The organism is Pseudoalteromonas sp. Ld19 (genome assembly GCF_045064135.1).
GTDB lineage: Bacteria > Pseudomonadota > Gammaproteobacteria > Enterobacterales > Alteromonadaceae > Pseudoalteromonas > Pseudoalteromonas aliena.
In genome coordinates this window covers 359,880-384,749 of the sequence record NZ_JBISHA010000019.1, presented here as the reverse complement: position 1 = coordinate 384,749, position 24,870 = coordinate 359,880, and the positions used below count along the sequence as shown (strand labels likewise).

Below are 24,870 nucleotides of genomic sequence, written 5' to 3'. Positions count from 1 at the left end.
TTAAAAAGCAATAAAAAACCTGCTAAGTGCAGGTTTTTTTGTGTCTAAATTACGATAGTAATATAGTGAGCCGGTATAAATACGGGCTCATTATTAAACGTAGCTACTGTGTTTTAGACCATGAATCGCGAAGACCCACTGTTTGGTTAAATACAACGTTCTCTGATTTAGAATCACGAGAGAAATAACCTGTGCGCTCAAACTGAAAGCCCTGCTCTGCTTGTGAATTAGCAAGTGATGGCTCTAGTTTCGCGTTTGATAAAACAACCAGTGACTCTGGATTTAATGTTGTTTCAAACTCATCAGCGGCTGCTGGGTTTGGCACGCTAAATAAACGGTCATATAAACGTACTTCTGCTGTAATAGACTCAGGCGCTGAAACCCAGTGAATAACACCTTTCACTTTACGGCCATCACTTGGGTTTTTACCAAGTGTTTCGCTGTCGTAAGTACAAAAAATAGTTGTGATTTCGCCGCTTTCGTCTTTTTCAACACGCTGTGCTTTAATAACATAAGCACCACGTAAGCGTACTTCTTTATCAAGTACTAGGCGCTTAAACTTGTTATTTGCTTCTTCTTTAAAGTCTTCTCGTTCAATGTAAATTTCACGAGTAAACGGTACATCACGACGACCCATTTCTTCTTTATTTGGGTGATTAGCCACAGATAAAACCTCAACCTTGTCTGCATCGTAGTTTTCAAGAACGATTTTAACAGGATCGAGCACAGCCATTGCTCGTGGTGCATTTTCGTTTAGATCTTCACGGATACATGCTTCAAGCATGCCCATTTCAACCATATTCTCTTGTTTTGTTACGCCAATGCGCAAACAAAACTCACGAATTGAGCCTGGCGTATAACCACGACGACGTAGACCTGCAATAGTAGGCATACGTGGATCATCCCACCCTTCAACAAAGTTATTTACTACTAAATCACTTAGCTTACGCTTAGACATAATAGTGTATTCAAGATTCAAGCGTGAAAACTCAATTTGCTGTGGGTGACACTCTAGACTGATGTTATCAAGTACCCAATCATATAAACGACGGTTATCTTGGAACTCGAGTGTACATAACGAATGTGTAATGCCTTCAAGTGCATCTGAAATACAGTGCGTAAAGTCATACATTGGGTAAATGCACCACTTATCTGCTGTTTGGTGGTGATGAGCAAAACGTACACGATAAATAATTGGATCGCGCAGCACCATAAAAGAGCTTGCCATATCAATTTTTGCACGCAGAACACACTCGCCTTCTTTGAATTCGCCCGCACGCATTTTTTCAAATAATGCGAGGTTTTCTTCAACCGCTGTATCTCTGTATGGGCTATTTTTACCTGGCTCTTTTAATGTGCCACGGTACTGGCGCGCTTCATCTGCTGTTAAAAAGCACACATACGCTAAGCCTTTATTAATTAACTCAACAGCGTAACCATATAAAGTATCAAAATAGTTAGAAGAATACTTTATATCGCCATCCCAATTAAAGCCTAACCACTGTACATCTTCTTTTATAGAATTAACGTAGTTAATGTCTTCTTTTTCAGGATTTGTATCATCAAAACGTAGGTTACATAAACCAGTGTAGTCTTTCGCAATACCAAAATTTAAACAAATTGATTTTGCATGGCCAATATGTAAAAAGCCGTTTGGTTCAGGTGGAAAACGTGTATGCGTAGTTGCATGCTTTCCACTTGCTAAATCTTCATCAATTCGGGTTCTAATAAAGTTACTTGGGCGATTCTCAATTTCCGCCATAGGAGTGCAATCCTCTAAATATTACGTAATAACAAAACTAATCCATTATTACAAAAACAATCACTAACATACAGCAATAGCTTAAGGTTTATTTTAGATATTGATTAACTTTAATTCACTTGAACTGTTATTTATCAATAAAATTTGTTTTAGCGCAATATTTAGGTCATCAAAGCCAATTATAGTAAGCCGATAACCTACTTTATAAGGATTCGAAGATGGCTACACTTAACCAACATCGCGTATATATTCCAACAAATGCACGTGCTAATCACTACTTATTAGCTGAAATAACCCCTAACGAAGCGTTTTATAATAGCTTTAGCACTATAAATTGTTGCTATGAGCGTATTGCTCGTCAGTTATTTGCGTGTTGTGATGAGTACGAACTCCATAACGTACATTTGCTAGCAAACGATAAGCTACCCGTTGTGCGTTTTCATGATGAGGCTTATCAATTAGAAACTGATAAGCAAATGTTGTTTTTTTATAACCCTCGCTATCACGAAGCCCATAAACTTTATTACACACCAAATACACAGAGCAAAAAAATACGTTTGTTATTTCTCGCAACAGGTGAAGATTTACGTGCAAACTCAGCGCAATTTCATAATAAAGTACAAAAAGTTTTAAATCTGTTACAAGAACAATTATTTATAAATCAATCTCAATTTAAATTGCGCGATCACCAACATCTTACTTACGATTTATTTGCTAAAGAGAAAGGCAATAAAGAAAGCTATGGTTACAAGCTAAGAAGCCTCTACCCGCGTTATCAATCAAGGCAATGTAATATTCCGGATGAATATGCTGAGATGACATACGCAACGTTTACTATTCCCGTGTCCCGAGCTATCAAAACGCAATTTCAAACACTGATAAATAATCACGATTTCGCAAAATTTTACGACTACTTTGCAGATAGTTTTAAACGCACATGTGAAAATAACAAGCTAACACATGGTGCAATGGTCGCCAATGGTGCGATACCTATTATCCGAAATAGTAAAATAGATAACAATGAAGGCAATGCTGAACTGCAAAAACTGAGTTTTGACGTTGAATCAATAGAAAGCCAAATCAAATGCTTTTATGAGGCAAATAAACTTGTCGAAACCATACACTTTGTCGTTGCTGCTACCAACCAAAATAAACATGAGATAGGCTATGGGCGATTTATGAATCAAGTAGAAAAAACAATTCACAGTTTGTGTGATGAACTTTCTATAAATAAACAGCGCCAAGACTTATCGGTACGATTTTTTCAGCATATCAGTTACCCATTCTAAAATTTTTCACCGGATAACAAAAAGGCTCGCATAAGCGAGCCTTTTTTAAAGAAAATAAGCGATTACCAGCCTGTTTTCTCTTTAAGTGCTTTACCGATATCAGCAAGTGAACGTACAGTTTTTACGCCCGCAGCTTCTAATGCAGCAAATTTCTCATCAGCAGTACCTTTACCGCCTGCGATGATTGCGCCAGCGTGACCCATACGCTTACCTTCTGGTGCAGTAACACCAGCAATGTAAGATACTACAGGTTTAGTTACGTTAGCTTTGATGTACTCTGCAGCTTCTTCTTCTGCAGTACCACCAATTTCACCAATCATTACGATGGCTTCAGTTTGTGGATCTTTTTCGAACATTTCTAAAACGTCGATAAAGTTAGTACCTGGAATTGGATCACCACCAATACCAACACACGTAGACTGACCAAAACCAGCATCCGTAGTTTGCTTAACTGCTTCGTACGTTAAAGTACCAGAGCGAGAAACAATTCCTACTTTACCAGGTTTGTGGATATGGCCAGGCATGATACCAATCTTAGTCTCGCCAGGAGTGATAACACCTGGGCAGTTAGGACCGATCATACGAGTACCTGTTTGATCTAGTTTAACTTTAACGTCAACCATATCAAGTGTAGGGATACCTTCAGTGATACAAACAATCAGCTCAATGCCAGCATCGATAGCTTCTAAGATTGCATCTTTACAGAAAGGTGCTGGTACATAGATAACTGACGCAGTTGCGCCTGTTTCTTGTACTGCATCACGAACTGTGTTGAATACTGGAAGACCAAGGTGCGTTTGACCGCCTTTACCTGGGCTTACACCACCAACCATTTGAGTACCGTACTCAAGTGCTTGCTCAGAATGGAAAGTACCCTGACCACCTGTGAAACCTTGACAGATAACTTTTGTATCTTTATTGATTAATACAGACATTATTTGCCCTCCGCAGCAGCAACTACTTTCTCAGCAGCGTCTGTTAGTGATTCAGCAGCGATGATGTTAAGGTCAGATTTAGCTAGCACTTCACGACCTAGTTCAGCATTAGTACCTTCTAAACGTACAACTACTGGTACGTTTACGCCTACTTCTTTAACTGCGCCAATGATGCCTTCAGCAATCATGTCACAACGAACGATACCGCCAAAGATGTTTACTAAAACAGCTTTAACATTGTCGTCAGAAAGAATGATTTTGAATGCTTCAGAAACACGCTCTTTCGTCGCGCCGCCGCCAACATCTAGGAAGTTAGCTGGTTTGCCACCGTGTAAGTTTACGATGTCCATAGTACCCATCGCTAGGCCTGCACCGTTAACCATACAACCAACGTTGCCATCAAGGGCTACGTAGTTAAGCTCAAAGCTTGCTGCATGTGCTTCACGAGCATCTTCTTGAGATGGATCGTGGAACTCACGGATTTTAGGTTGACGGTAAAGTGCATTACCATCAATGCCGATTTTGCCGTCAAGACAGTGAAGGTTACCTTCGTCTGTGATTACTAACGGGTTGATTTCAAGTAATGCGAAATCAAAATCAGTGAACATTTTACCAAGACCCATGAAAATCTTAACGAACTGTTTCATTTGTACTGGGTTAAGATCCAGTTTGAAACCAAGTTCACGTGCTTGGTAAGCTTGAGGACCTACTAACGGATCGATCTCAGCTTTGTGGATAAGTTCAGGTGTTTCTTCAGCAACAGTTTCAATTTCAACGCCGCCTTCAGTAGACGCCATGAAAACTACTTTACGAGATGCACGGTCAACTACTGCACCTAGGTACAATTCGTTAGCAATGTCAGTACAGCTTTCTACTAAAATTTTAGTAACTGGCTGGCCTTTCTCGTCTGTTTGGTAAGTAACTAGGTTTTTACCTAACCAGTTAGCTGCAAACGCTTTTACTTCGTCGATCGTTTTAACTAGCTTTACACCGCCAGCTTTACCACGTCCACCTGCGTGAACCTGAGTTTTAACAACCCACATATCACCGCCGATCTTTTCAGCAGCTGCTGCAGCTTCTTCAGGTGTATCGCAAGCGAAACCTTGAGAAACTGGTAAACCATATTCGGCAAAAAGTTGTTTTGCCTGATACTCATGCAAATTCATGATGCTTTATCCAATTTTTTATACTAAAAGAGCTGACTATTTTTATAAACAGACAACTATCCCAAATTGCGCACCTAGTATAGATCCCAAGGCTTAACATGAAAACCCCAGTACGACCAAAGGCGCAAAAAAAAAGCTGTGAATCTTCATCCACAGCTTACATTTCATACAACTAGATTAAACATCTAGCAATAAGCGAGTTGGATCTTCAAGTAACTCTTTAATAGTCACTAAGAAACCAACAGATTCTTTACCATCAATGATACGGTGATCATAAGAAAGTGCTAAATACATCATAGGCAGTATTTCTACTTTACCATTAACCGCCATAGGACGGTCTTGGATTTTATGCATACCCAAAATCGAAGATTGTGGCAAGTTAATGATAGGTGTAGATAGTAATGAACCAAATACACCACCGTTAGTAATAGTGAAGTTACCACCGGTCATATCAGCAAGCGTAAGCTTACCATCACGACCTTTAAGTGCTAGTTCACGAATACCTTTTTCGATTTCAGCAACAGATAATTTGTCACAATCTTTAAGTACTGGAGTAACTAGACCACGTGGAGTAGATACTGCAATGCTGATATCAAAATAGTTATGGTAAACAATATCGTCACCATCAATTGATGCGTTAACATCTGGGAAACGTTTAAGTGCTTCAGTTACCGCTTTCACGTAGAAAGACATGAAACCTAAACGAATACCATGACGCTTTTCAAACACTTCTTGGTACTGCTTACGAAGGCTCATGATTGGTTCCATGTTCACTTCGTTGAATGTTGTTAACATTGCAGTTGAGTTTTTAGCTTCAAGAAGACGTGTTGCAATCGTTTTACGTAAACGCGTCATTGGAACACGTTTTTGAGTACGATCGCCCATCGGTGCTGCTGGAGCAGAAGCTTCTGCTTTTTTAGCCGCCGGCGCTGGTGCTTTTAAGAAAGTATCAACGTCTTCTTTAGTTACACGACCATTTTTACCCGTGCCATTAATCTTAGAAGCGTCTAGGCCTTTCTCAGCGATTAAACGACGAACTGATGGTGTTAATACATCTGAACTTTCGCTTGAATCTGCTGCTGGCGCTGAGTCTGCTTTTGCAGCTGGAGCCGCTGGTGCACCGCCTGCTTTAACCGAACCAATTACTTGCTCGCCTAATACAGTATCGCCTTCGCCGTGAATGATATCACCCATGATGCCATCGTCTTGAGCAACTACTTCAAGAACAACTTTATCTGTTTCAATATCTACCAAGTTTTGATCGCGTGTTACCGCGTCACCTGGTTGTACATGCCATGTAGCAATTGTTGCGTCTGCAACTGATTCTGGAAGTACAGGTACTTTAATGTCCACTTCTTTACCTTCTGATGCTGGTGCTGATTGCGCCGCTGGCGCGTCTTCTGATTTAGCGGGTGCTGATTCTTCTTTAGTTGAACCTTCACTTGCTGGCGCTGCATCAGCATCACCAAGTAAACCCATAACTTGATCGCCAAGTACGGTTGCACCTTCTTCTTGTGATATTTCTGTAATTACACCGTCGTGCTGTGCAACCACTTCTAAAACCACTTTATCTGTTTCAATGTCTACTAAGTTTTGATCGCGAGTTACTTTGTCGCCAACACTTACATGCCATGTAGCAACGGTAGCATCTGCAACCGACTCAGGAAGAACAGGAACTTTAATTTCTGTGCTCATTGCTTATCCTTTATTTTCTATAGTAAGCGCGTCGGCAACGAGCGCTTGTTGTTCTTTAGTATGTACTGACATGTAACCACACGCTGGTGATGCAGAGGCTTTACGACCTGCATACTTTAATTTAGCACCTTGTGGGATTGCATCAACAAAGTGATGCTGTGAACAATACCATGCACCTTGGTTTTGCGGCTCTTCTTGACACCATACAAAATCAGTAACGTGTTGATAGCGTTCCATAATCGTTTGCATTTCATCGTGTGGGAACGGATATAATTGTTCAACACGTACAATTGCAACATTATCTTGTTCAAGCTTACGACGCTCTTGTAATAGTTCGTAGTAAACTTTACCACTACAAAATACAACGCGTTCTACTTTCTCAGGCTTAATATCATCGATTTCGTCGATCATATTGTGGTAAATACCTTGTGAAAGCTCTTCAAGAGATGAAGTTGCCAGCGGATGACGTAGTAACGATTTAGGCGTCATAACAATCAATGGACGACGAAGTGGTCGAACTGATTGACGACGAAGCATAGCGTAAACTTGCGCTGGCGTTGAAGGAACACATACTTGCATATTGTGATCAGCACATAGTTGCAAGAATCGCTCTAGTCGTGCTGAACTATGCTCTGGACCTTGACCTTCATAGCCATGAGGTAACAATATTGTAAGACCACATAAACGGCCCCATTTTTGCTCACCAGAACTTAAAAACTGGTCAAATACAACTTGCGCACCATTAGCAAAATCACCAAATTGTGCTTCCCATAGTACTAATGAAGTAGGCTCCGCAGTGGCATAGCCGTACTCAAAAGCAACAACAGCTTCTTCAGATAAGACAGAATCAAATACTTGGAATGTACCTTGATCTTCACTCAAATGCTGTAAAGGCGTATAGGTAGCACCATCTGATTGACCATGAACAACGGCATGACGATGGAAGAATGTACCACGGCCTGAATCTTGACCCGTTAAACGAATATCGGTGCCTTCAGTTACGATTGTTGCATAAGCAAGCGTTTCTGCCATTCCCCAATCGAGCGGTTTCTCACCGCTTGCCATTAACTTACGATCGTCGTAAATCTTTTTAACGCGAGATTGTGCTTTATATTGCTCAGGGTAAGACGCTATCTTCTCACCAAGTGCTTTTAATTCTTCAACTGATACACTTGCATCGTAATCAACATTCCACTCGTGGCCAACATACTTTGCCCAATCAGAAGAATGCGATGTCTCTGGCTGAATTTCTGAGACAACACAGTTGCCTTCGTCTAATGCGTTACGGTACTCATCAGCAAGGGCTTTAACTTCTTGTTCAGAAAAAGAGCCTTCAGCAATAAGTTTATCAGCATAGATTAAACGTGGAACAGGATGCTTTTTGATTTTTTGGTACATTAGAGGCTGTGTAGCATTGGGCTCATCAGCTTCATTATGACCATGGCGACGGTAACACACTAAATCGATTACAACGTCACGCTTAAACTGGTTTCTGAAATCAAGTGCAAGTTGTGTAACAAACGCGACAGCTTCAGGATCATCAGAGTTAACATGGAAAATTGGTGACTGAACCATTTTTGCAATGTCAGTACAATAATCAGTAGAACGAACGTCATCTTGTTTTGATGTAGTAAAGCCAACTTGGTTATTGACAACAATACGAATACTACCACCACAACTAAACGCGTTAGTTTGTGACATATTAAACGTTTCTTGTACAACACCTTGACCTGCAATCGCAGAGTCACCGTGAATAGTTATTGGGAGCGCTTTAATACCAGAACTGTCACTTAGACGGTCAAGACGAGCGCGTACTGAACCCATAACTACCGGGTTTACAATTTCAAGGTGAGACGGGTTAAACGCAAGCGCCATATGTACATTGCCACCTTTGGTAGCAAAGTCAGATGAGTAACCCATGTGATATTTAACATCGCCTGAGCTCAATGTTTCTTTATGTATTCCAGCAAACTCATCAAATAATTCTGATGGATTTTTACCAAGTACATTTACAAGCACATTTAAACGACCACGGTGAGCCATACCAATAACAGCTTCTTGTTGGCCGCTTTCGCCTGCTCGGTGAATAAGCTCTTTTAGCATAGGAACTAACGCATCGCCACCTTCCAGTGAAAAGCGCTTAGCACCTGGGAACTTAGCCCCTAAATATTTTTCAAGTCCATCAGCTGCCGTTAATCCTTTAAGGATACGAAGCTTTTCTTCTTTTTCGAATTTAGGCCTAGACTGAACAGACTCTAAACGCTGTTGTAACCAACGTTTTTCTTCTGTTGATGTGATGTGCATATACTCAGCGCCAATCGAACCACAATATGTAGTTTTTAGTGCTTGGTATAGTTCACCTAAAGGCATAGTATCGCGGCCAACGGCAAACGATCCTACGTTAAACTCGCGGTCAAAATCACTTGAAGATAAGTCGTGGTAATCTAGCTCTAAATCTCGTACACGCTCTCGTTCCCAAATGCCTAATGGATCTAGGTTTGCATTTTGGTGTCCACGAAAACGGAAAGCATTAATAAGTTGTAGAACTTTGACCTGTTTTAGGTCACCGCCACTACCCTCTGCTACCACTACTTCTCTATGCTTGTTTTTGGCAAGCTGTGCAAACTGCGCTCGAACTTCTGAATGCTTTACTTCAACATCCACACCATTAACTTTAGGTAATTGTTCGAACACTTCTCGCCATTCTTCTGGCACAGAAGTCGCATCGTCTAAATACGCTTCATAAAGCTCTTCTACATAAGCAACGTTGCCGCCGTTTAAATGTGAAGATTCTAGCCATGCCTTCATCACACCTTCGTGCATTTATAAGCCCTTTTCTTTAGCGCAGAAATTAATAGTTATTATAACAAGATGGCTAATAATCTCTATTAGCCATCTTACAATTACTAAGTAATCAAACCGCTCGGTTTAATAACATAGATTTGATTTGTCCAATTGCTTTGGTCGGGTTAAGACCCTTAGGACAAACGCTAACACAGTTCATGATACTGTGACAACGGAACACGCTGAACGCATCGTCTAAATCTGCTAAACGTTCTTCAGTTGCTGTATCTCGGCTATCAGCTAAGAAACGGTAAGCATGAAGAAGGCCTGCTGGACCTATGAACTTGTCTGGATTCCACCAGAACGAAGGACACGATGTTGAACAACATGCACACAAAATACACTCGTATAGCCCATCTAATTTATCACGTTCTTCAATAGATTGAAGACGCTCGCCTGCAGCAGGCGTATCATTAATTAGATAAGGCTTAACTTTTTCGTATTGAGTGTAGAACTGACTCATGTCAATAACAAGGTCACGAACCACTGGCAATCCTGGTAATGGACGAACTACTATTTTACCTTTGCCATTTTTTTGTAGCGTTGATAAAGGAGTAATACATGCTAAACCATTTTTACCATTCATGTTAACACCATCAGATCCACACACACCTTCACGGCATGAACGACGAAAAGATAATGTAGGATCTTGTTCTTTTAAAAGAATAAGTGCGTCCAACACCATCATGTCGTGACCTTCCTCTGTTTGCAAGGTGTATTCTTGCATACGAGGAGCGTTGTCAACATCTGGATTATAACGATAAACTGATAATTGTACTTGTGCCATCGTCTGTCTCCTAGTAAACACGTGCTTTAGGTGGGAAAGCTTCACGCGTTTTAGGCGCATAGTTTACATCACGCTTGCTCATTTCATCCGTTAAAGGATTGAATACTGAGTGACATAACCAGTTTTCGTCATCACGATCTGGGAAGTCAAAGCGAGAATGTGCACCACGGCTTTCTGTACGGAAGTTTGCAGCTACTGCAGTTGAGTAAGCTGTTTCCATTAAGTTATCAAGTTCTAGACATTCGATGCGCTGCGTGTTGAAATCTGATGATTTATCATCAAGACGTGCATGTTGCAGACGTTCACGAATTTCTTTAAGTTCTTGAAGACCTGTAGCCATTGAATCACCTTCACGGAATACCGAGAAGTTAAGCTGCATACATTGCTGCAAGTCTTTTTTGATTTGAACTGGATCTTCACCTTGCCCAGTCGTTGAATTTTCCCAACGATTGTAACGTGCAAGTGATGTTTCTAAATCAGACTCTGACGCGGCTTTGGATATTTCAACGTCATTAAGGTATTTGCCTAAGAAGTTACCCGCAGCACGGCCAAATACAACTAAATCTAGTAATGAGTTACCACCTAAGCGGTTTGCACCGTGTACAGATACACAGGCAATCTCACCTACTGCAAATAAACCTTGAACTACTGTTTCGTTGCCTTGAGCATCGATTTGTAGCGCTTGGCCATTTACGTTAGTTGGCACACCACCCATCATGTAATGACACGTTGGGATTACTGGAATTGGCTCTTTAGCAGGATCAACGTGAGCAAATGTTTTAGCAAGATCACAAACACCTGGAAGACGTAAATTAAGCGTTTCTTCACCTAAATGGTCAAGTTTTAGCTTAAGATGCGGACCCCAAGGACCATCACAACCACGACCTTCACGGATTTCTGTCATCATTGAACGTGCAACCACATCACGAGACGCTAGGTCTTTCGCGTTTGGTGCATAACGCTCCATGAAGCGCTCGCCATCTTTATTTAAAAGATAACCGCCTTCACCACGACAACCTTCTGTTACTAGCGTACCAGCACCGGCTATACCCGTTGGGTGGAACTGCCACATTTCCATGTCTTGCATAGAAATACCAGCACGTGTTGCCATACCAACGCCATCACCTGTATTGATGTGAGCATTTGTTGTTGATGCAAAAATACGACCCGCACCACCAGTAGCAAGTACTACTGCTTTAGATTTGAAATAAGTGATTTCACCTGTTTCAATCTCAATTGCAGTACACCCTACTACATCACCATTATCGTTTTTAACTAAATCAAGTGCATACCATTCAGAGAATACATTTGTTTTGTTTTTTACGTTTTGTTGATAAAGAAGGTGTAATAAAGCATGACCAGTTCGGTCAGCTGCAGCGGCTGTACGCGCAGCTTGTTCACCACCAAAGTTTTTCGATTGACCACCGAAAGGACGTTGGTAAACACGGCCATTTTCAAAACGAGAAAATGGTAGACCCATGTTTTCTAATTCAGTAATAGCTTCTGGGCCTGTTTGACACATGTATTCGATCGCGTCTTGGTCACCGATAAAATCGGAACCTTTGACGGTATCGTACATATGCCATTCCCAGTTGTCTTCGTGTGAATTACCAAGCGCTACTGTAATACCACCTTGTGCAGATACAGTGTGTGAGCGTGTTGGGAATACCTTAGATATTAATGCACACGTTTTGCCAGATTCAGTAATTGCTAGAGCGGCGCGCATACCAGCACCACCTGCACCAATTACTACGGCGTCAAATTCACGAACAGAATATTTCACTTAAACACCCCATAATACGATTAGACCAATAGCTACGTAAGCAACGGCCATTAGGTTTAATATAAAACCTAAAACAGCACGTAACTTCGCACACTTAACATAGTCTGTAAGAACTTGCCAAAGGCCAATGCGGGTATGAACCATAATGCAAACAAGGGTAATTAATGTAAACCCTTTCATTGCTAGGTTAGAGAAGAGGCCTGTCCAGGCTTCGAAAGTGACGTCTGGCGTCGCTAAAAAATAGCCGATAATAAAAATCGCATACGCGCTGATTATTAATGCCGTGGTACGTAAAGATACGAAATCTTGTACACCATCACGTTTAAGAGTTGCTTGATTTAAAACCATATCCACACCCCTGCCAATACGGCAAACACAACACCAAGAGCCATTGAAACTTTAGCGCTGAGGTTACCTGATTCAAGTTCTTCCCAATGTCCCATATCCATAATCATATGACGGATACCACCAATAAGGTGATAACCTAATACAGAAACAGTGCCCCAAGCTATAAATTTGGCAATGAATCCGTTAAACAGACCCTTGACGAATTCAAAACTTTCAGCTGAAGAGAGAGACTCTGACCAAGCCCAAATGACAAACGTTAAAGCAAAAAATAATGCAACACCGGTGACGCGGTGAAATATTGACGCTTTAGCCGTTGCCGGCATCGATATAGTTGTTAGATCTAGATTTACAGGTCTTTGCTTTTTCACAGTTACTTGCCCATCTTGCTCGCAGTGGAGCTCATCTACTTGCTTTTCTAAAAACCCATCAAATATTACTGATGGAACTATCAAAGTAAACGTATAGAATCAGTTAAAGTTCACAATAGCGTAAAAATTAAACTGTAAAACTATGTTTACCCAAATACAATACGGTTTAAAACCACCGTTAGTATATATACCCACAGGACTTTTTACAATTCTTGTTTATTTAGAGATGTTTGCGAATTAGCCAATAGTATTATATTTAATTGATATAGAATATTTATTATACAAATGTGCATAATGTTTATAAAAATTGACTTTAACCCCCTCTTTCACGTTAAAATGCAAAGATGTGCTTAAAACAGATTTCAGAACTTTAAAATCTAAAAATCAGAATAGATATCTTAATAGGAGATACATAGCGATGGCAGATAAAAAAGCCACAGTCCAAATTGATGGGCTAGATCCAATCGAACTTCCAATTTATCAAGGCACTGCTGGCCAAGATGTAATCGACGTACGTACGTTAGGTGCACATGGTCACTTTACTTATGACCCAGGTTTCATGTCGACTGGCTCTTGTGAATCTGCAATTACTTATATTGATGGTGGCAAAGGCATTTTGCTTCACCGTGGTTACCCAATTGAGCAATTAGCTGAAGAATCTAACTACATTGAACTTTGCTATTTGTTACTAAATGGTGAGTTACCATCTAAAGAGCAGTATGATGCATTCGCTAAGCAAATTACTCGCAGCACTATGCTTGATGAGAAAATTGCTAATTTCTTCCAAGGCTTCCGCTTTGATGCTCACCCAATGGCGATGCTTTGTGGTGTAGTGGGTGCGTTATCCTCTTTCTATCATGAAGACCTTGATATTACTGATGCTGAACAACGTAAAACCAGTGCTGTTAAATTAGTTGCTAAATTACCGACTATTGCTGCTATGGCTTACAAAACAAACATTGGCCAACCATTTGTTTACCCACGTAATGATTTAAGCTATGCAGAAAACTTCTTACATATGATGTTCTCTGTTCCTGCTGAAGAGTATAAAGTTAACCCAGTAACAGCTAAAGCGATGGATAAAATATTCATGCTTCATGCTGATCACGAGCAAAATGCGTCTACGTCTACCGTTCGTCTTGCTGGTTCTTCTGGTGCTAACCCGTATGCGTGTATTGCTGCTGGTATTGCATCTCTTTGGGGTCCTGCACATGGCGGCGCTAACGAAGCATGTTTAAACATGTTAGAAGAAATTGGCTCTGTAGATCGCATTGATGAATTCGTTGCTAAAGCTAAAGATAAAGCGGACCCTTTCCGTCTGATGGGCTTTGGACACCGTGTTTACAAAAACTTCGATCCACGTGCAACAGTAATGCGTCAAACGTGTCACGAAGTACTAGCTGAGCTTAATATTCAAGATCCATTACTTGATATTGCAATGAAGCTTGAGCAAATTGCACTTGAAGACCCATACTTTGTAGAGAAGAAACTTTACCCTAACGTTGATTTCTACTCAGGTATTATCTTAAAAGCGATTGGTATCCCAACAAGCATGTTCACTGTAATTTTTGCAATGGCACGTACAGTTGGTTGGATCACTCACTGGGATGAAATGCTATCTCAACCAGGTCATAAGATCAGTCGTCCACGTCAGCTTTATACTGGTTACACAGCACGTGACTATGTATCAACTGATAAGCGCTAATACGCTTTAATCGTGTATGAATACTTTAAAAGGCCGCTTTTGCGGCCTTTTTTATTATTTGTTACTTGAGAATAATAATAAAGTGATTACAATTCTCGCCTTAAATTACAACGTTGATGAAGCTAATGACTGTTTTAGAGTTTGATATAAATAAAATTCGACGAGACTTCCCTACCTTAAATCAAACTATAAACGGCTGTCCGCTTGTTTATTTAGACTCAGGGGCTACAACACAAAAGCCGCAAAGCGTTATCGACACAACAGCCGATTTTTACACACACAAAAATGCAAATGTACACCGAGGCCGCCATTCATTGAGTGAAAACGCTACTGTATTGTATGAAAATGTGCGAAACCAAACAGCTGATTACTTTGGTGTAAAAAACAATGAAATTGTCTGGACCAAAGGGGCCACTGAGGCAATCAACCTTGTCGCAAATGGACTAAAAAGCCAAATAAGCGAAAACGATACAATAGTAATAACCCCACTTGATCACCACGCAAATATTGTCCCATGGCAAGTTTTAACGCAGCAAACAGGGGCAAGGCTCGCTGTTATGCCATTAAATAGCGACGGTACTTTTAATATTCCTCTGTGCTGTGGATTTATTGAGAAAAATAAACCTAAGCTCGTTGCTATTACACAGGCATCTAACACGCTTGGTAATATTACTAATTTAAATGCGTTAATTACTTGCGCAAAAGCAATGGGGTCAGTTGTTTTGGTTGATGGCGCGCAAGGTTCGATGCATTTAAGACCTGATTTAAAAACGCTTAACTGCGACTTTTACGTTTTTTCGGCTCACAAAATGTTAGGACCAACAGGGTTAGGCGGCTTATATGGTCGTTATGAGCTTTTAAATACCCTACTCCCCTATCAAACCGGTGGGGAAATGATCCAAACCGTTACACTCACGCACAGTACGTATCGTGATGCTCCCGCCAAGTTCGAATCAGGCACCCCAAATATAGCGGGAGTACTCGGATTTGGTGCTGCACTTAGCTACCTAACTCAATTTAATCATGATCAAATCCTTAAACATGAGCAAAATATATTTAATTACGCCGCAAGCAAATTAAGTAATATTGAGGGTATTACACTGTATAGCGACTTAAATAATAATATAGGTACATTGTGCTTTAATTATAAAGATGAGCATCCATATGATTTGGCAACTTTACTTGACGGTTATGGCGTTGCAGTAAGAGCTGGGCATCATTGTACACAGCCTTTAATGGCTCATTTAGGGCTTAGTGGCACCCTCAGAGCAAGTTTCGCATTTTATAATAATCATGATGATGTAGATCAATTCATCAAAGCACTGCGCGAATCTATCGCACTTTTAGATTAATTTTGGATAGCTAATGATAAATACGTTTAACCTAGTAACTGATCCGATAAAAAATGCGTCTGCGTGGCAGCAAAAATACCGTGAAATAATGCTACTTGGTAAAAAATTACCGCTGTTACCTGATGCGTTAAAGACAGATGACGCACTCGTACCTGGGTGCGAAAGTAAAGTGTGGATGTTTGTAGAGTTTGATTTAACTGAGAACGCATTAGTGGTCATAGGTGACTCAGACACACGTATTGTTAAAGGCTTATTAGCATTAATTTTAGCACTGTATAACGGTTTAACCCCAGAGCAAGTAATAAATATCAACGCGTATGAAGAATTTGAAAAACTAGGCTTAATTAGCCACTTAAGCGCTTCTCGCGGCAATGGGGTAAAAGCCATGGTCGAAAAAATACAAACGTTAGCCAAACAAAAAGCGCGTTAGGCGCTTTTTATAACAATATAATAAGCAGTCTGTATTTAAATGTTTAAACGTGCACGCTTATCTAAATATTTTCTCACTGCTTTGGCGGCAACAAAAAACCCAAAGCTTCCAGTGATCATAGTGACAGAGCCGAAACCATTATTGCAATCCATATTCATCGAGCCATCAGCACTTTGCTTTGCATGGCATACACTACCGTTACTACCAGGGTATACAAGCTGCTCTGTTGAATAAACACAATCGATATTAAATTTACGCTTAGGGTTATTACTAAAATTATACTGCTTGCGTAAAATATAACGAACTTTTGCAAGTAGAGGGTCTTGCGTGGTTTTAGCCACATCACCAAATGTTATTTGACTAGGGTCGGTTTGCCCACCTGCGCCACCCGTCGTAATAATAGGCAGTTTATTACGTTTGCAGTGCGCAATTAATGCTGCCTTTTCTTTAACCGCATCAATGCAATCAATAACGTAGTCAAAACCTTGAATATGCAATTGAATATTATCGAGTGTGATAAAGTCATCTATTACATCAATCTGGCACGCTGGGTTTATTAACTCACAACGCGCTTTCATTGCATCCACTTTAGCTTGGCCTATCGTGCCGCTAAGCGCATGAATTTGCCTGTTTACATTGGTCGCGCAGATATCATCTAAATCAATGAGTGTTATTTTACCAACACCTGTACGCGCAAGGGCTTCAGCAGCCCAGCTCCCTACACCACCAATACCGACGACACAAAAATGTGCTTGTTGAAGCCAATCAAATTGCTGATGACCATATAAACGTTTAATTCCGCCAAAACGTATATCTGTAACTTTTTCGTTCATTTACCAATCCAGTTGCCATGGCGACTGCCATGCTTGAAAATCTTGATGTTTTATCAGCGCTATATATTCATCGCCATGTTCAGGTAACAACGTAAATTGCATGTGTTCACCTTGCCATAAAAAGCTCAGTGCATAAGCATGCAAATAGGTACGATTCGATGGCGTACCTGCATACATTGCATCCCCTAAAATAGCCGAACCTATACTCTTTAACGCCACCCTTAATTGATGCGTTTTACCTGAATAAGGTTTCAAAATATACGCCCTAAACCCTGGTTTATAACTCACAGAATAAAATCGAGTGATCGCTGGATTAAGCTTAGTTGTTAGTAGCTTGAACGAACCACGACGAGATTTGGCCATATCACCTTTTATCCAACCTTGCTTTTTTTTAGGTTTGGCATCGCTGATAGCTAAATAAAATTTGCTTATTGCATGCTCAGTAAAAAGTGCAGTGAAACATGCAGCTGCGTCTTTGTTTCTCGCTAAAATAATCAGCCCTGATGTCACCTTGTCTAAGCGATGAACCGCATAAAGTTTTTGCGATAATTGCAGCTCAGCTAACACAACAAAACCAGGTCCATCTTCTGAATGAAAACTGAGCCCTGCTGGTTTTTCTAAAATATAAAAATCGTTATGTGTAAATACTATTTTTAACAGTGTATTTGCTTGTCCACTCACGCGTTTGTACTTTTAATATGCGCTATAACTTTGGCTAAATCTTCGGGTGTATCAACGCCTGAATGCGGCGTTATCTGCGCTTGCTCTATTTTAATTTTATAACCGTGATATAGCACGCGCAATTGCTCTAACGATTCAAGTAACTCAAGCGGAGATACACTGAGCTGTGTGTATTGTTTAATAAAACCTGCTCTGTATGCATAAATACCCACATGGCGTTGAAATGGCGCTAAATCAAGCCTGTTTTTATCATCCATCATCGCACTTCTGTCAAATGGAATATTGGCTCGCGAGAAATACAACGCATTTTTATCAATATCGCTAACCACTTTAACGGCATTAGGATTAAATACGTCATCTCGCTCTTCAATAGCAACACTTAAGGTTGCCATTGGTGCCGTTGAATCGTTTAATAGCGCAGCAACCTGAGATACATTTTCAGGTGCAAGTAACGGCTCATCACCTTGTACATTAACCACAATGGTATTGCTATCGAGATCAAGCAAATCAACGACCTCAGCTAAACGCTCAGTACCTGAGTGATGATCTTCGCGCGTCATTAGTACATCACTGGTAAATAAACTGACTGCATCAAATACTTTTTGATGATCGGTTGCAATCACAACTTGGCTTGCGCCTGATAAACAGGCTTTTTCGTAAACATGCTGAACCATTGGCTTACCACAAATGTCAGCAAGCGGTTTACCTGGCAGTCGTGTTGAGGCAAAACGAGCCGGAATTACAACTACGAATTCCACTTTTCAACCTCATCTAAAGATAATTCACGCGCTTCATTTTCAAGCAGTACCGGAATGTCATCTTGAACCGGATAAGCTAGCTTAGCAGCGGTGCTAATTAGCTCGTTATTTTCTTTATCAAAACGTAATTTACCCTTACACACTGGGCACGCAATTATCTCGAGTAGTTTTGTATCAAAGGCCATTGAGGATCCCTTTTTCTTTTAATAATGAATTTAATGTGTTTATAACGACATCGGAAGGCTCTGCATCTACTGGTAAATAATACCAATTAGGTTTTGCAAAACTACCGCACTTTACCGCATCTTTTTCAGTCATGACTACGTTATCATCACCAAACCCAGAAAAATCATTCGCAGTGTATGCATAATGATCTCTAAAGTGATGAGTTGATAGTAAGCGAATACCTTGCGCCTCTAGTGAGTTTTCAAAACGCTGCGGATTGCCAATCGCGCTGATAGCATGCGCACTGGTAATTAAACTGTTTACGGGTTTTGTGCCACTTACTCGTCTTAATGGACTGGTTTGTAACGTATAATGACTGCTACTTTGACCACCATTTTCAATAACTAAGTCGACACTATTTAAACGCTTTGTTGTCTCTCGTAATGGCCCTGCTGGCATTAAAAAACCATTACCGAATTTGCGTTCACTGTCAACAATACAACACTCTATACTACGTGCCATTTTATAATGCTGCATGCCATCGTCTGAAATAATAACGTCTGGTGCATATGTGCGCTCTAGCAACTCAATGCTGTGCTGCCTATTAGGGCCAACAGCAATTGGACACTTTAAACGATGATATAAAAGTACCGGTTCATCACCCGCTTCATTCGTACTTACTTGATCTGTAACAAGCAGAGGGTAATTATTAGCATGTCCACCGTAGCCACGGCTAATGATCCCAACAGATAAACCTTGTTGCGTTAAATAGTTAAAAAGCCATAACACAAACGGTGTTTTTCCATTGCCACCCACGCTAATATTGCCAACCACAATAATTGGCGTTTTACTTTTAAATTGTTTTAAAAACCCTAATTTATACAAATACTTTCGACTGCTCGAAATTAACCAAAATAGTATTGATAAGGGTAAAAGTAATAGCGTAATTAAGCTGACGGGCTTATACCAGCTATGCTCTATTTTATTCACACTTGCTCGCCAAATTGCATTTTACAAAGTGCAGAGTAAGTACCGTCATTGGCAAGTAAACTTGCATGATCTCCACTTTCAATAACACGTCCATTATCGATAACGTAAATTCGGTCGCTATTTTCAATCGTTGATAAACGATGCGCAATGACAATAGACGTTTTATCTTTCATTAACGCCTCAAGAGCTTGTTGAATCAGTTTTTCAGATTCGGTGTCAAGCGCAGACGTTGCTTCGTCTAAAATTAAAATTGGTGCATCTTTTAAAATTGCTCTCGCAATGGCAATGCGTTGTCGCTGGCCGCCTGAAAGCATCACGCCATTTTCGCCTACCATGGTATTTAATTGCTCAGGAAGATCTTTGACAAACTCCCAAACATGCGCCTGTTTTGCTACGCGTATTAACTCATCAGTAGAGACATCATGCGTTATGCCATAGCAAATATTGTTCGCGATAGTATCGTTAAATAACACGACTTGTTGTGAGACTAAGGCAAACTGACGTCGCAAGTCAGCAAGTTTATAGTCACTTAGTGCAATACCGTCGAGTAGAATTTCGCTTGGCAGCTCTAAATCATAATAGCGTGGCAGCAAATTGGAGATTGTTGACTTCCCCGAGCCTGAGCGACCTACTAATGCAATGCTTTCACCAGCCTTTATAGTCAAAGATAAATCGTTGAGTACGGCTTCTGCTTTTGTTGGGTATTTAAACGTTACATTTTTAACCTCAATTAACCCTTTAACTTTATCGACTGCGATTATGCCGGTGTCTTTTTCTACATTTTCGTCAAGGATTAAAAATATACTTTGCGCTGCCGAGATACCACGTTGCATGTCGCTGTTAACGTTAGCTAATTGCTTAAGTGGACGCAGTAACATCATCATCGATGATATCAAAACCACAAAATCACCAGAGCTTATCGTGTCAATCATTGCGGGCATTGATACCACCCACAAAATAACGGCCATTGCACTTGCAGCAAGAACTTGAATAATAGATACACTGAGTGCTTTAGTTGCATCCATTTTTATTCGTTGTTGACGGTTGTGATTATTAATTTTAGAAAACTTATTGATTTCTTGCTCTTGCCCACCAAAACCATGTATTACCTTGTGTCCGCTTAACATTTGTTCTGAGCTGCGCGTAACTTGCCCCATCGCCGATTGAATATTTTTAGAAATATGGCGAAAACGCTTAGACACAACGGTAACAATAATGGCAACCAATGGGATGATCACTAAAAATATTAGTGATAACTTCCAATTGGTATAAAACATCAAACCCAATAAAAATACAACAAACGCCCCTTCACGTACCACAATTAATAACGCTTTTGTAATGGCTTGTTGAACTTGTTCGGTATCAAAGGTGATTTTAGAGATTAAATCACCGGTTGAGTTTTTATCATGAAAAGAAACCGGTAAATGTAATATGTGTTCAAATAATGCTTGGCGAAGAGAGCGTACGACTTGGGAGCCTACATAACTTAAACAATATGACGACATAAAATTAAAAATGCCACGACCAATCACTAAAGCAATCACAACAAACGGCGCATACGTTAACACATCACTATTGCGCTGGTTTAAGCCTTCATCAATAAACGGCTTCATTAATTGAATGAATAACGCATCCATTGCCGAATAACCAATCATTCCTATAATAGCAACAAGGGCAACGCTCTTATATGCACCAACGTAAGAAATTAACCGTTTATAAATTTGCGTAGTACTTTGATCCATAACACTCTCTTTATACAATTACAGCCCCTATTGTATCCTTAGGTGCACTAAAACAAAACGTCAATTTTTGATAAACCAGTAACTTTCATACTCTCTTGCCGTTTTTACCTGTGCATACTCATTGTAAAATTTGACACTGATTTGTCCTTGCTGTCCTGTAACATATTGAGTTGCATTTATTTTGCTATAACGCTTAACAACCTGCTGTTTAGGAAATTGCCATTGCCCTTTATAGGCACTTGAATGAATAACAATTTGTGGGTGTACTGCTTTTATAAATGCATCACTTGAGGATGTATCACTGCCATGATGCGGGCTCAACATCACTGTACTTTTTAAAAAATAGCCCTGTTGGAGTAATTGCGCTTCTCGTTGCTTAGAGATATCACCCGTTAATAAAACACTGTGCGCTTTATCAGACACTCTAATAACGCATGAATCATCATTTTCATTTTGAAAGTTTGTTGTTTTAAAGCTCTCTATTTTAAGACCAAAGAAATCTCTCTTCGCAACTTTACATATATCTTGTAAATTATGTGGGTGAAAAGTAGCAAAGGTAGATTCATACCCTGCTTGCATAAAGTGTTCAACACCACCAGCGTGATCGCTATCTTCGTGACTTAAAACAGCTATAGAAACAAACAGTTTATTAGCTTCAATATAAGGTAATAAAATACTACGAGCACGGCTAAAACGATTAAAATAACTAGGGCCAAAGTCATAAATTAACGCTTGTTTATCTTTTTCTATCAGTACCATCAAGCCATGCCCTACATCAAAAACATGTAATTTCCATTTTGGCTTTTCAGCAACTAGGTAATTAAATAACAGTACACTAAATGGAATACATGTTAACCACTTATACGGAACCAAATAAAAAATTAAAAAAGTAATATAATAAAAAACAACAAAAATAGAATCCGTATTTCCTATATTTAGCCAACGAATAAAGACGGGGATTTTTGTTAATAACTGAAATACATAACTTAAGCAGGCATCAAAAAAAGTGATGAAAATACCCATATCAAACACACTACTAAGAAGTGTGATAATAATTAAACTGGGCATAACAATTAAAGAAAGAAGTGGAATAGCAATTAAGTTAAGCACTAAACCTGCCAAACTAACACCATGGAAAAAGTATAGCGAAAGTGGTAACAAACCTAAAAACAAGGCCAGCTGTACCAGCCCTAGCGATGCTATTTTATAGAAAAAGGATGTATTTGAAATGGGTATTTTACGCACGACTAAAAATATAATAGCCACGGCGGTAAATGACAAATACAGCCCTGCGTTTAATACATTAAAAGGATTTATTATAAGCAAAATAACAAGAGCAAATAAAATACTGCGCCAACGCAATGGCTGTTTTGCTAAATAATAGAGTACTAAATAGCACCCGAGCATAATTAACGCACGTGTAGCTGACACTAAAAAATCACTTAGATAAACATAAATAAATGCAGCAAAGAAGCCTACTGCACTGTAAATAACAGAAAGGTTTTTCGTTTGGTCACTAACGTATTTGATATGTTTAAATAAGCTGCGTACAGCTAGATAACCAAAACCAAATATTAAGCCTATGTGTAATCCTGATATCGCCAATAAATGACTCAATCCTAGAGATTGCATTAATTGCTTATCACTAAAATCCATTAACGATTTGTCGCCAGTCAACAGCGCATAATACAACCATTGTAGAGTTGTATTACTATAAACACCCTTTATAAATTTCCTGTAATTTATAATCGTACTTTGTTTTTCGTTATTTGTGATCACTAACTCTTTATTTAGTACTTTCCCTTTAAAAAATATCCGCTGTGTAAAAGCGTAGCGCTCGTTATCGAACACATGGAAGTTCTTTGTACTACGAAAAGGCTTTAAATTAATTGAGGCACTAAAAGTGTCACCAATTAGCAAGGTTTGACTTGAGTTTACACTCAACATAGCGCTTGGGGCTCTAAAGTGAGCGTAGCTGTCATCATTGAATTTTATAATTTTTGCTTTTATATATTGCGGCTGTTTAATTGAAATTATACTTTCAATAATCAACTCAGCAGAATGTGCATACTTTTCGTCCGCTTTTGGGATCTCAAAATTATGAAAAGTATAAAAATGCACTGCAATCCAACAAATAGCGCAAATAAAGCCTAACAATACATTTAAAAACGGCTTAAAATAAACACTCACAATAACTATCGAAATTGTGAGTACTGTAAATTCGAGAGTTTGGTAATAAAATACGGTTGCGATACAGCCAATTACAAACCCAAGACTTATCCACACTGATGTAAATGGTTGCTTTAAATGGCTAAAAAAACGATTCAAAGATTTTTACCTGATCCAAATAAAATTAGACATCATAAATCTTTGAGAATTTTTGGGCATCTTTTACAAGATGCAAATCTTTGGCACTTAAATAGACGCTCCGCTCGTGGTGCATTTGCTGTTGGGCTGTTTTTTGCATTCATCCCTGTTCCTTTTCAGATGGTTTTAGCCGCAGCTGGTGCTATTGTATTTAGAGTTAATTTACCGATCTCTGTTGCGTTAGTATGGTTAACAAATCCCCTAACTATGCCCCCTATCTTTTATGGCTCATACCTAGTAGGCACTTTATTATTAAATCAGCCAGAACAGCATTTTGTTTTTGAAGCAAGTTGGGCTTGGTTTTTAGAAAGCATTGAGACTATTGGGCCCGCTTTTTTGCTTGGCTCTTTAGTATGTGCATCTATCGCTTCTATTATTGGTTACTTTGGTATTGATATTATCTGGCGCCGCACTGTTTTAAAAGCTTGGTCTGCTCGAAATTAAAATGCATTAATGAGCTAATTTTTAACCAATACTATTGTTATTAGCATAGTACACATTCTGATTATGGAGCACAGCTTAGGCAAATAACGCTTTGCTAATGGATTTTTGTTCTCTATGAGGCTGAGCTATTTGCAATAATGAGTTTATGTTCGTGTACTTTCTAATTACCTCTAGGAAGACACATGACTGTTCTGCAAAAGCTCTATTACGCTATTATTTGACCGAACTCTGATTAAGCTATTCTCAGTGCAAATTCAACCCAGCTAGCATTAAAAAACAGCTTCTTCAGATTAATTTATTATCCAAGACACTGGTTATCTCCTCACTTCATTTTTTAAATCGTTTGGTTAAAGACCACTTTTAAGTAATATAAAACTAAATGCCATAGAAGCTACTTTCATTAGAGTGCTTGATGAATTGTGTTGT

General features: G+C 39.5%; 21 protein-coding genes. 5 read left to right on the top strand and 16 right to left on the bottom strand.

Going from position 1 to position 24,870, the window contains the following annotated elements; translation table 11 throughout:
• Window positions 1-103: 103 nt before the first annotated feature.
• Window positions 104-1,762, bottom strand: coding sequence for a glutamine--tRNA ligase (glnS, locus tag ACJJVZ_RS11565; protein ID WP_405600586.1), 1,659 nt, complete (start codon window positions 1,760-1,762; stop codon window positions 104-106).
• Between the two features lie 218 nt (window positions 1,763-1,980).
• On the opposite strand from glnS, the gene ACJJVZ_RS11560 reads away from it, so the two are divergent.
• Window positions 1,981-3,051, top strand: coding sequence for a DUF3083 family protein (locus ACJJVZ_RS11560; RefSeq protein WP_282131064.1), 1,071 nt, complete (start codon window positions 1,981-1,983; stop codon window positions 3,049-3,051).
• Window positions 3,052-3,113: 62 nt separating this feature from the next.
• Here ACJJVZ_RS11560 and sucD read toward each other — a convergent pair whose 3' ends face one another.
• The 8 genes from sucD to sdhC all read right to left on the bottom strand — a co-directional run bounded on the left by sucD (window position 3,114) and on the right by sdhC (window position 12,977).
• Window positions 3,114-3,986 carry a succinate--CoA ligase subunit alpha gene (sucD, locus tag ACJJVZ_RS11555; RefSeq protein WP_054204708.1) on the bottom strand — a complete coding sequence of 291 codons (873 nt, stop codon included), beginning with the start codon at window positions 3,984-3,986 and terminating at the stop codon, window positions 3,114-3,116.
• Entirely contained in the window at window positions 3,986-5,152 is a 1,167-nt protein-coding gene (gene sucC / locus ACJJVZ_RS11550; RefSeq protein ID WP_405600584.1) for an ADP-forming succinate--CoA ligase subunit beta, read from the bottom strand. Before sucC ends, sucD begins: the two co-directional genes overlap by 1 nt.
• A 177-nt stretch (window positions 5,153-5,329) precedes the next feature.
• Window positions 5,330-6,847 (bottom strand): 2-oxoglutarate dehydrogenase complex dihydrolipoyllysine-residue succinyltransferase, encoded by a 1,518-nt coding sequence (odhB, locus tag ACJJVZ_RS11545; protein ID WP_405600581.1) that lies wholly within the window; start codon window positions 6,845-6,847, stop codon window positions 5,330-5,332.
• Between the two features lie 3 nt (window positions 6,848-6,850).
• Window positions 6,851-9,670: a 2-oxoglutarate dehydrogenase E1 component gene (gene sucA, locus ACJJVZ_RS11540; protein WP_193155472.1), complete on the bottom strand. Its 2,820-nt coding sequence runs from the start codon at window positions 9,668-9,670 to the stop codon at window positions 6,851-6,853.
• 91 nt (window positions 9,671-9,761) lie between these two features.
• On the bottom strand, window positions 9,762-10,478 hold the full coding sequence (locus tag ACJJVZ_RS11535) for a succinate dehydrogenase iron-sulfur subunit (protein ID WP_077538037.1): 717 nt from the start codon (window positions 10,476-10,478) through the stop codon (window positions 9,762-9,764).
• Between the two features lie 10 nt (window positions 10,479-10,488).
• Window positions 10,489-12,261 (bottom strand): succinate dehydrogenase flavoprotein subunit, encoded by a 1,773-nt coding sequence (gene sdhA / locus ACJJVZ_RS11530; protein ID WP_193155473.1) that lies wholly within the window; start codon window positions 12,259-12,261, stop codon window positions 10,489-10,491.
• Window positions 12,262-12,609 (bottom strand): succinate dehydrogenase, hydrophobic membrane anchor protein, encoded by a 348-nt coding sequence (gene sdhD / locus ACJJVZ_RS11525; RefSeq protein WP_193155474.1) that lies wholly within the window; start codon window positions 12,607-12,609, stop codon window positions 12,262-12,264. It lies immediately after the preceding gene.
• On the bottom strand, window positions 12,600-12,977 hold the full coding sequence (sdhC, locus tag ACJJVZ_RS11520; protein WP_076914908.1) for a succinate dehydrogenase, cytochrome b556 subunit: 378 nt from the start codon (window positions 12,975-12,977) through the stop codon (window positions 12,600-12,602). Before sdhC ends, sdhD begins: the two co-directional genes overlap by 10 nt.
• A 418-nt stretch (window positions 12,978-13,395) precedes the next feature.
• On the opposite strand from sdhC, the gene ACJJVZ_RS11515 reads away from it, so the two are divergent.
• The 3 genes from ACJJVZ_RS11515 to ACJJVZ_RS11505 all read left to right on the top strand — a co-directional run bounded on the left by ACJJVZ_RS11515 (window position 13,396) and on the right by ACJJVZ_RS11505 (window position 16,464).
• Window positions 13,396-14,682: a citrate synthase gene (locus ACJJVZ_RS11515; protein WP_077538040.1), complete on the top strand. Its 1,287-nt coding sequence runs from the start codon at window positions 13,396-13,398 to the stop codon at window positions 14,680-14,682.
• Between the two features lie 125 nt (window positions 14,683-14,807).
• The gene (locus ACJJVZ_RS11510) at window positions 14,808-16,034 is read left to right on the top strand and encodes an aminotransferase class V-fold PLP-dependent enzyme (RefSeq protein WP_193155475.1); all 1,227 of its coding nucleotides are present in this window, start codon (window positions 14,808-14,810) and stop codon (window positions 16,032-16,034) included.
• 13 nt (window positions 16,035-16,047) lie between these two features.
• Window positions 16,048-16,464, top strand: coding sequence for a SufE family protein (locus ACJJVZ_RS11505; RefSeq protein ID WP_193155476.1), 417 nt, complete (start codon window positions 16,048-16,050; stop codon window positions 16,462-16,464).
• A 35-nt stretch (window positions 16,465-16,499) separates the two neighbouring features.
• Here ACJJVZ_RS11505 and tcdA read toward each other — a convergent pair whose 3' ends face one another.
• Genes tcdA through ACJJVZ_RS11470 form a run of 7 tightly spaced genes read right to left on the bottom strand, consistent with a single transcriptional unit; the run spans window position 16,500 to window position 23,961 of the window.
• Complete coding sequence (tcdA, locus tag ACJJVZ_RS11500; protein ID WP_405600573.1) at window positions 16,500-17,297, bottom strand: tRNA cyclic N6-threonylcarbamoyladenosine(37) synthase TcdA; 798 nt, start codon at window positions 17,295-17,297, stop codon at window positions 16,500-16,502.
• Window positions 17,298-17,978 carry a TIGR01621 family pseudouridine synthase gene (locus ACJJVZ_RS11495; RefSeq protein WP_405600571.1) on the bottom strand — a complete coding sequence of 227 codons (681 nt, stop codon included), beginning with the start codon at window positions 17,976-17,978 and terminating at the stop codon, window positions 17,298-17,300.
• Complete coding sequence (gene kdsB / locus ACJJVZ_RS11490; protein ID WP_193155479.1) at window positions 17,975-18,736, bottom strand: 3-deoxy-manno-octulosonate cytidylyltransferase; 762 nt, start codon at window positions 18,734-18,736, stop codon at window positions 17,975-17,977. The genes ACJJVZ_RS11495 and kdsB overlap by 4 nt, the downstream gene beginning before the upstream one ends.
• Window positions 18,724-18,921 carry a Trm112 family protein gene (locus ACJJVZ_RS11485; RefSeq protein WP_138584419.1) on the bottom strand — a complete coding sequence of 66 codons (198 nt, stop codon included), beginning with the start codon at window positions 18,919-18,921 and terminating at the stop codon, window positions 18,724-18,726. Before ACJJVZ_RS11485 ends, kdsB begins: the two co-directional genes overlap by 13 nt.
• A complete protein-coding gene (gene lpxK, locus ACJJVZ_RS11480) occupies window positions 18,911-19,891 on the bottom strand; it encodes a tetraacyldisaccharide 4'-kinase (protein WP_193155480.1) in 981 nt (326 codons plus the stop codon). The genes ACJJVZ_RS11485 and lpxK overlap by 11 nt, the downstream gene beginning before the upstream one ends.
• Entirely contained in the window at window positions 19,888-21,633 is a 1,746-nt protein-coding gene (gene msbA, locus ACJJVZ_RS11475) for a lipid A export permease/ATP-binding protein MsbA (RefSeq protein WP_193155481.1), read from the bottom strand. Before msbA ends, lpxK begins: the two co-directional genes overlap by 4 nt.
• Before the next feature lie 60 nt (window positions 21,634-21,693).
• Entirely contained in the window at window positions 21,694-23,961 is a 2,268-nt protein-coding gene (locus ACJJVZ_RS11470; RefSeq protein WP_405600567.1) for a DNA internalization-related competence protein ComEC/Rec2, read from the bottom strand.
• Here ACJJVZ_RS11470 and ACJJVZ_RS11465 point away from each other — a divergent pair.
• On the top strand, window positions 23,941-24,444 hold the full coding sequence (locus ACJJVZ_RS11465) for a DUF2062 domain-containing protein (RefSeq protein ID WP_077538049.1): 504 nt from the start codon (window positions 23,941-23,943) through the stop codon (window positions 24,442-24,444). The two genes, ACJJVZ_RS11470 and ACJJVZ_RS11465, sit on opposite strands and share 21 nt — an antisense overlap.
• Window positions 24,445-24,870 lie beyond the last annotated feature (426 nt).

Excerpts from the sequence above, each read along its gene's own strand:
- glnS (WP_405600586.1), bottom strand. The coding sequence starts at position 1,762 with ATGGCGGAAATTGAGAATCGCCCAAGTAACTTTATTAGAACCCGAATT.
- ACJJVZ_RS11560 (WP_282131064.1), top strand. The coding sequence starts at position 1,981 with ATGGCTACACTTAACCAACATCGCGTATATATTCCAACAAATGCACGT.
- sucD (WP_054204708.1), bottom strand. The coding sequence starts at position 3,986 with ATGTCTGTATTAATCAATAAAGATACAAAAGTTATCTGTCAAGGTTTC.
- sucC (WP_405600584.1), bottom strand. The coding sequence starts at position 5,152 with ATGAATTTGCATGAGTATCAGGCAAAACAACTTTTTGCCGAATATGGT.
- odhB (WP_405600581.1), bottom strand. The coding sequence starts at position 6,847 with ATGAGCACAGAAATTAAAGTTCCTGTTCTTCCTGAGTCGGTTGCAGAT.
- sucA (WP_193155472.1), bottom strand. The coding sequence starts at position 9,670 with ATGCACGAAGGTGTGATGAAGGCATGGCTAGAATCTTCACATTTAAAC.
- ACJJVZ_RS11535 (WP_077538037.1), bottom strand. The coding sequence starts at position 10,478 with ATGGCACAAGTACAATTATCAGTTTATCGTTATAATCCAGATGTTGAC.
- sdhD (WP_193155474.1), bottom strand. The coding sequence starts at position 12,609 with ATGGTTTTAAATCAAGCAACTCTTAAACGTGATGGTGTACAAGATTTC.
- ACJJVZ_RS11515 (WP_077538040.1), top strand. The coding sequence starts at position 13,396 with ATGGCAGATAAAAAAGCCACAGTCCAAATTGATGGGCTAGATCCAATC.
- ACJJVZ_RS11510 (WP_193155475.1), top strand. The coding sequence starts at position 14,808 with ATGACTGTTTTAGAGTTTGATATAAATAAAATTCGACGAGACTTCCCT.
- ACJJVZ_RS11505 (WP_193155476.1), top strand. The coding sequence starts at position 16,048 with ATGATAAATACGTTTAACCTAGTAACTGATCCGATAAAAAATGCGTCT.
- tcdA (WP_405600573.1), bottom strand. The coding sequence starts at position 17,297 with ATGAACGAAAAAGTTACAGATATACGTTTTGGCGGAATTAAACGTTTA.
- ACJJVZ_RS11485 (WP_138584419.1), bottom strand. The coding sequence starts at position 18,921 with ATGGCCTTTGATACAAAACTACTCGAGATAATTGCGTGCCCAGTGTGT.
- msbA (WP_193155481.1), bottom strand. The coding sequence starts at position 21,633 with ATGGATCAAAGTACTACGCAAATTTATAAACGGTTAATTTCTTACGTT.
- ACJJVZ_RS11465 (WP_077538049.1), top strand. The coding sequence starts at position 23,941 with ATGGCTAAAAAAACGATTCAAAGATTTTTACCTGATCCAAATAAAATT.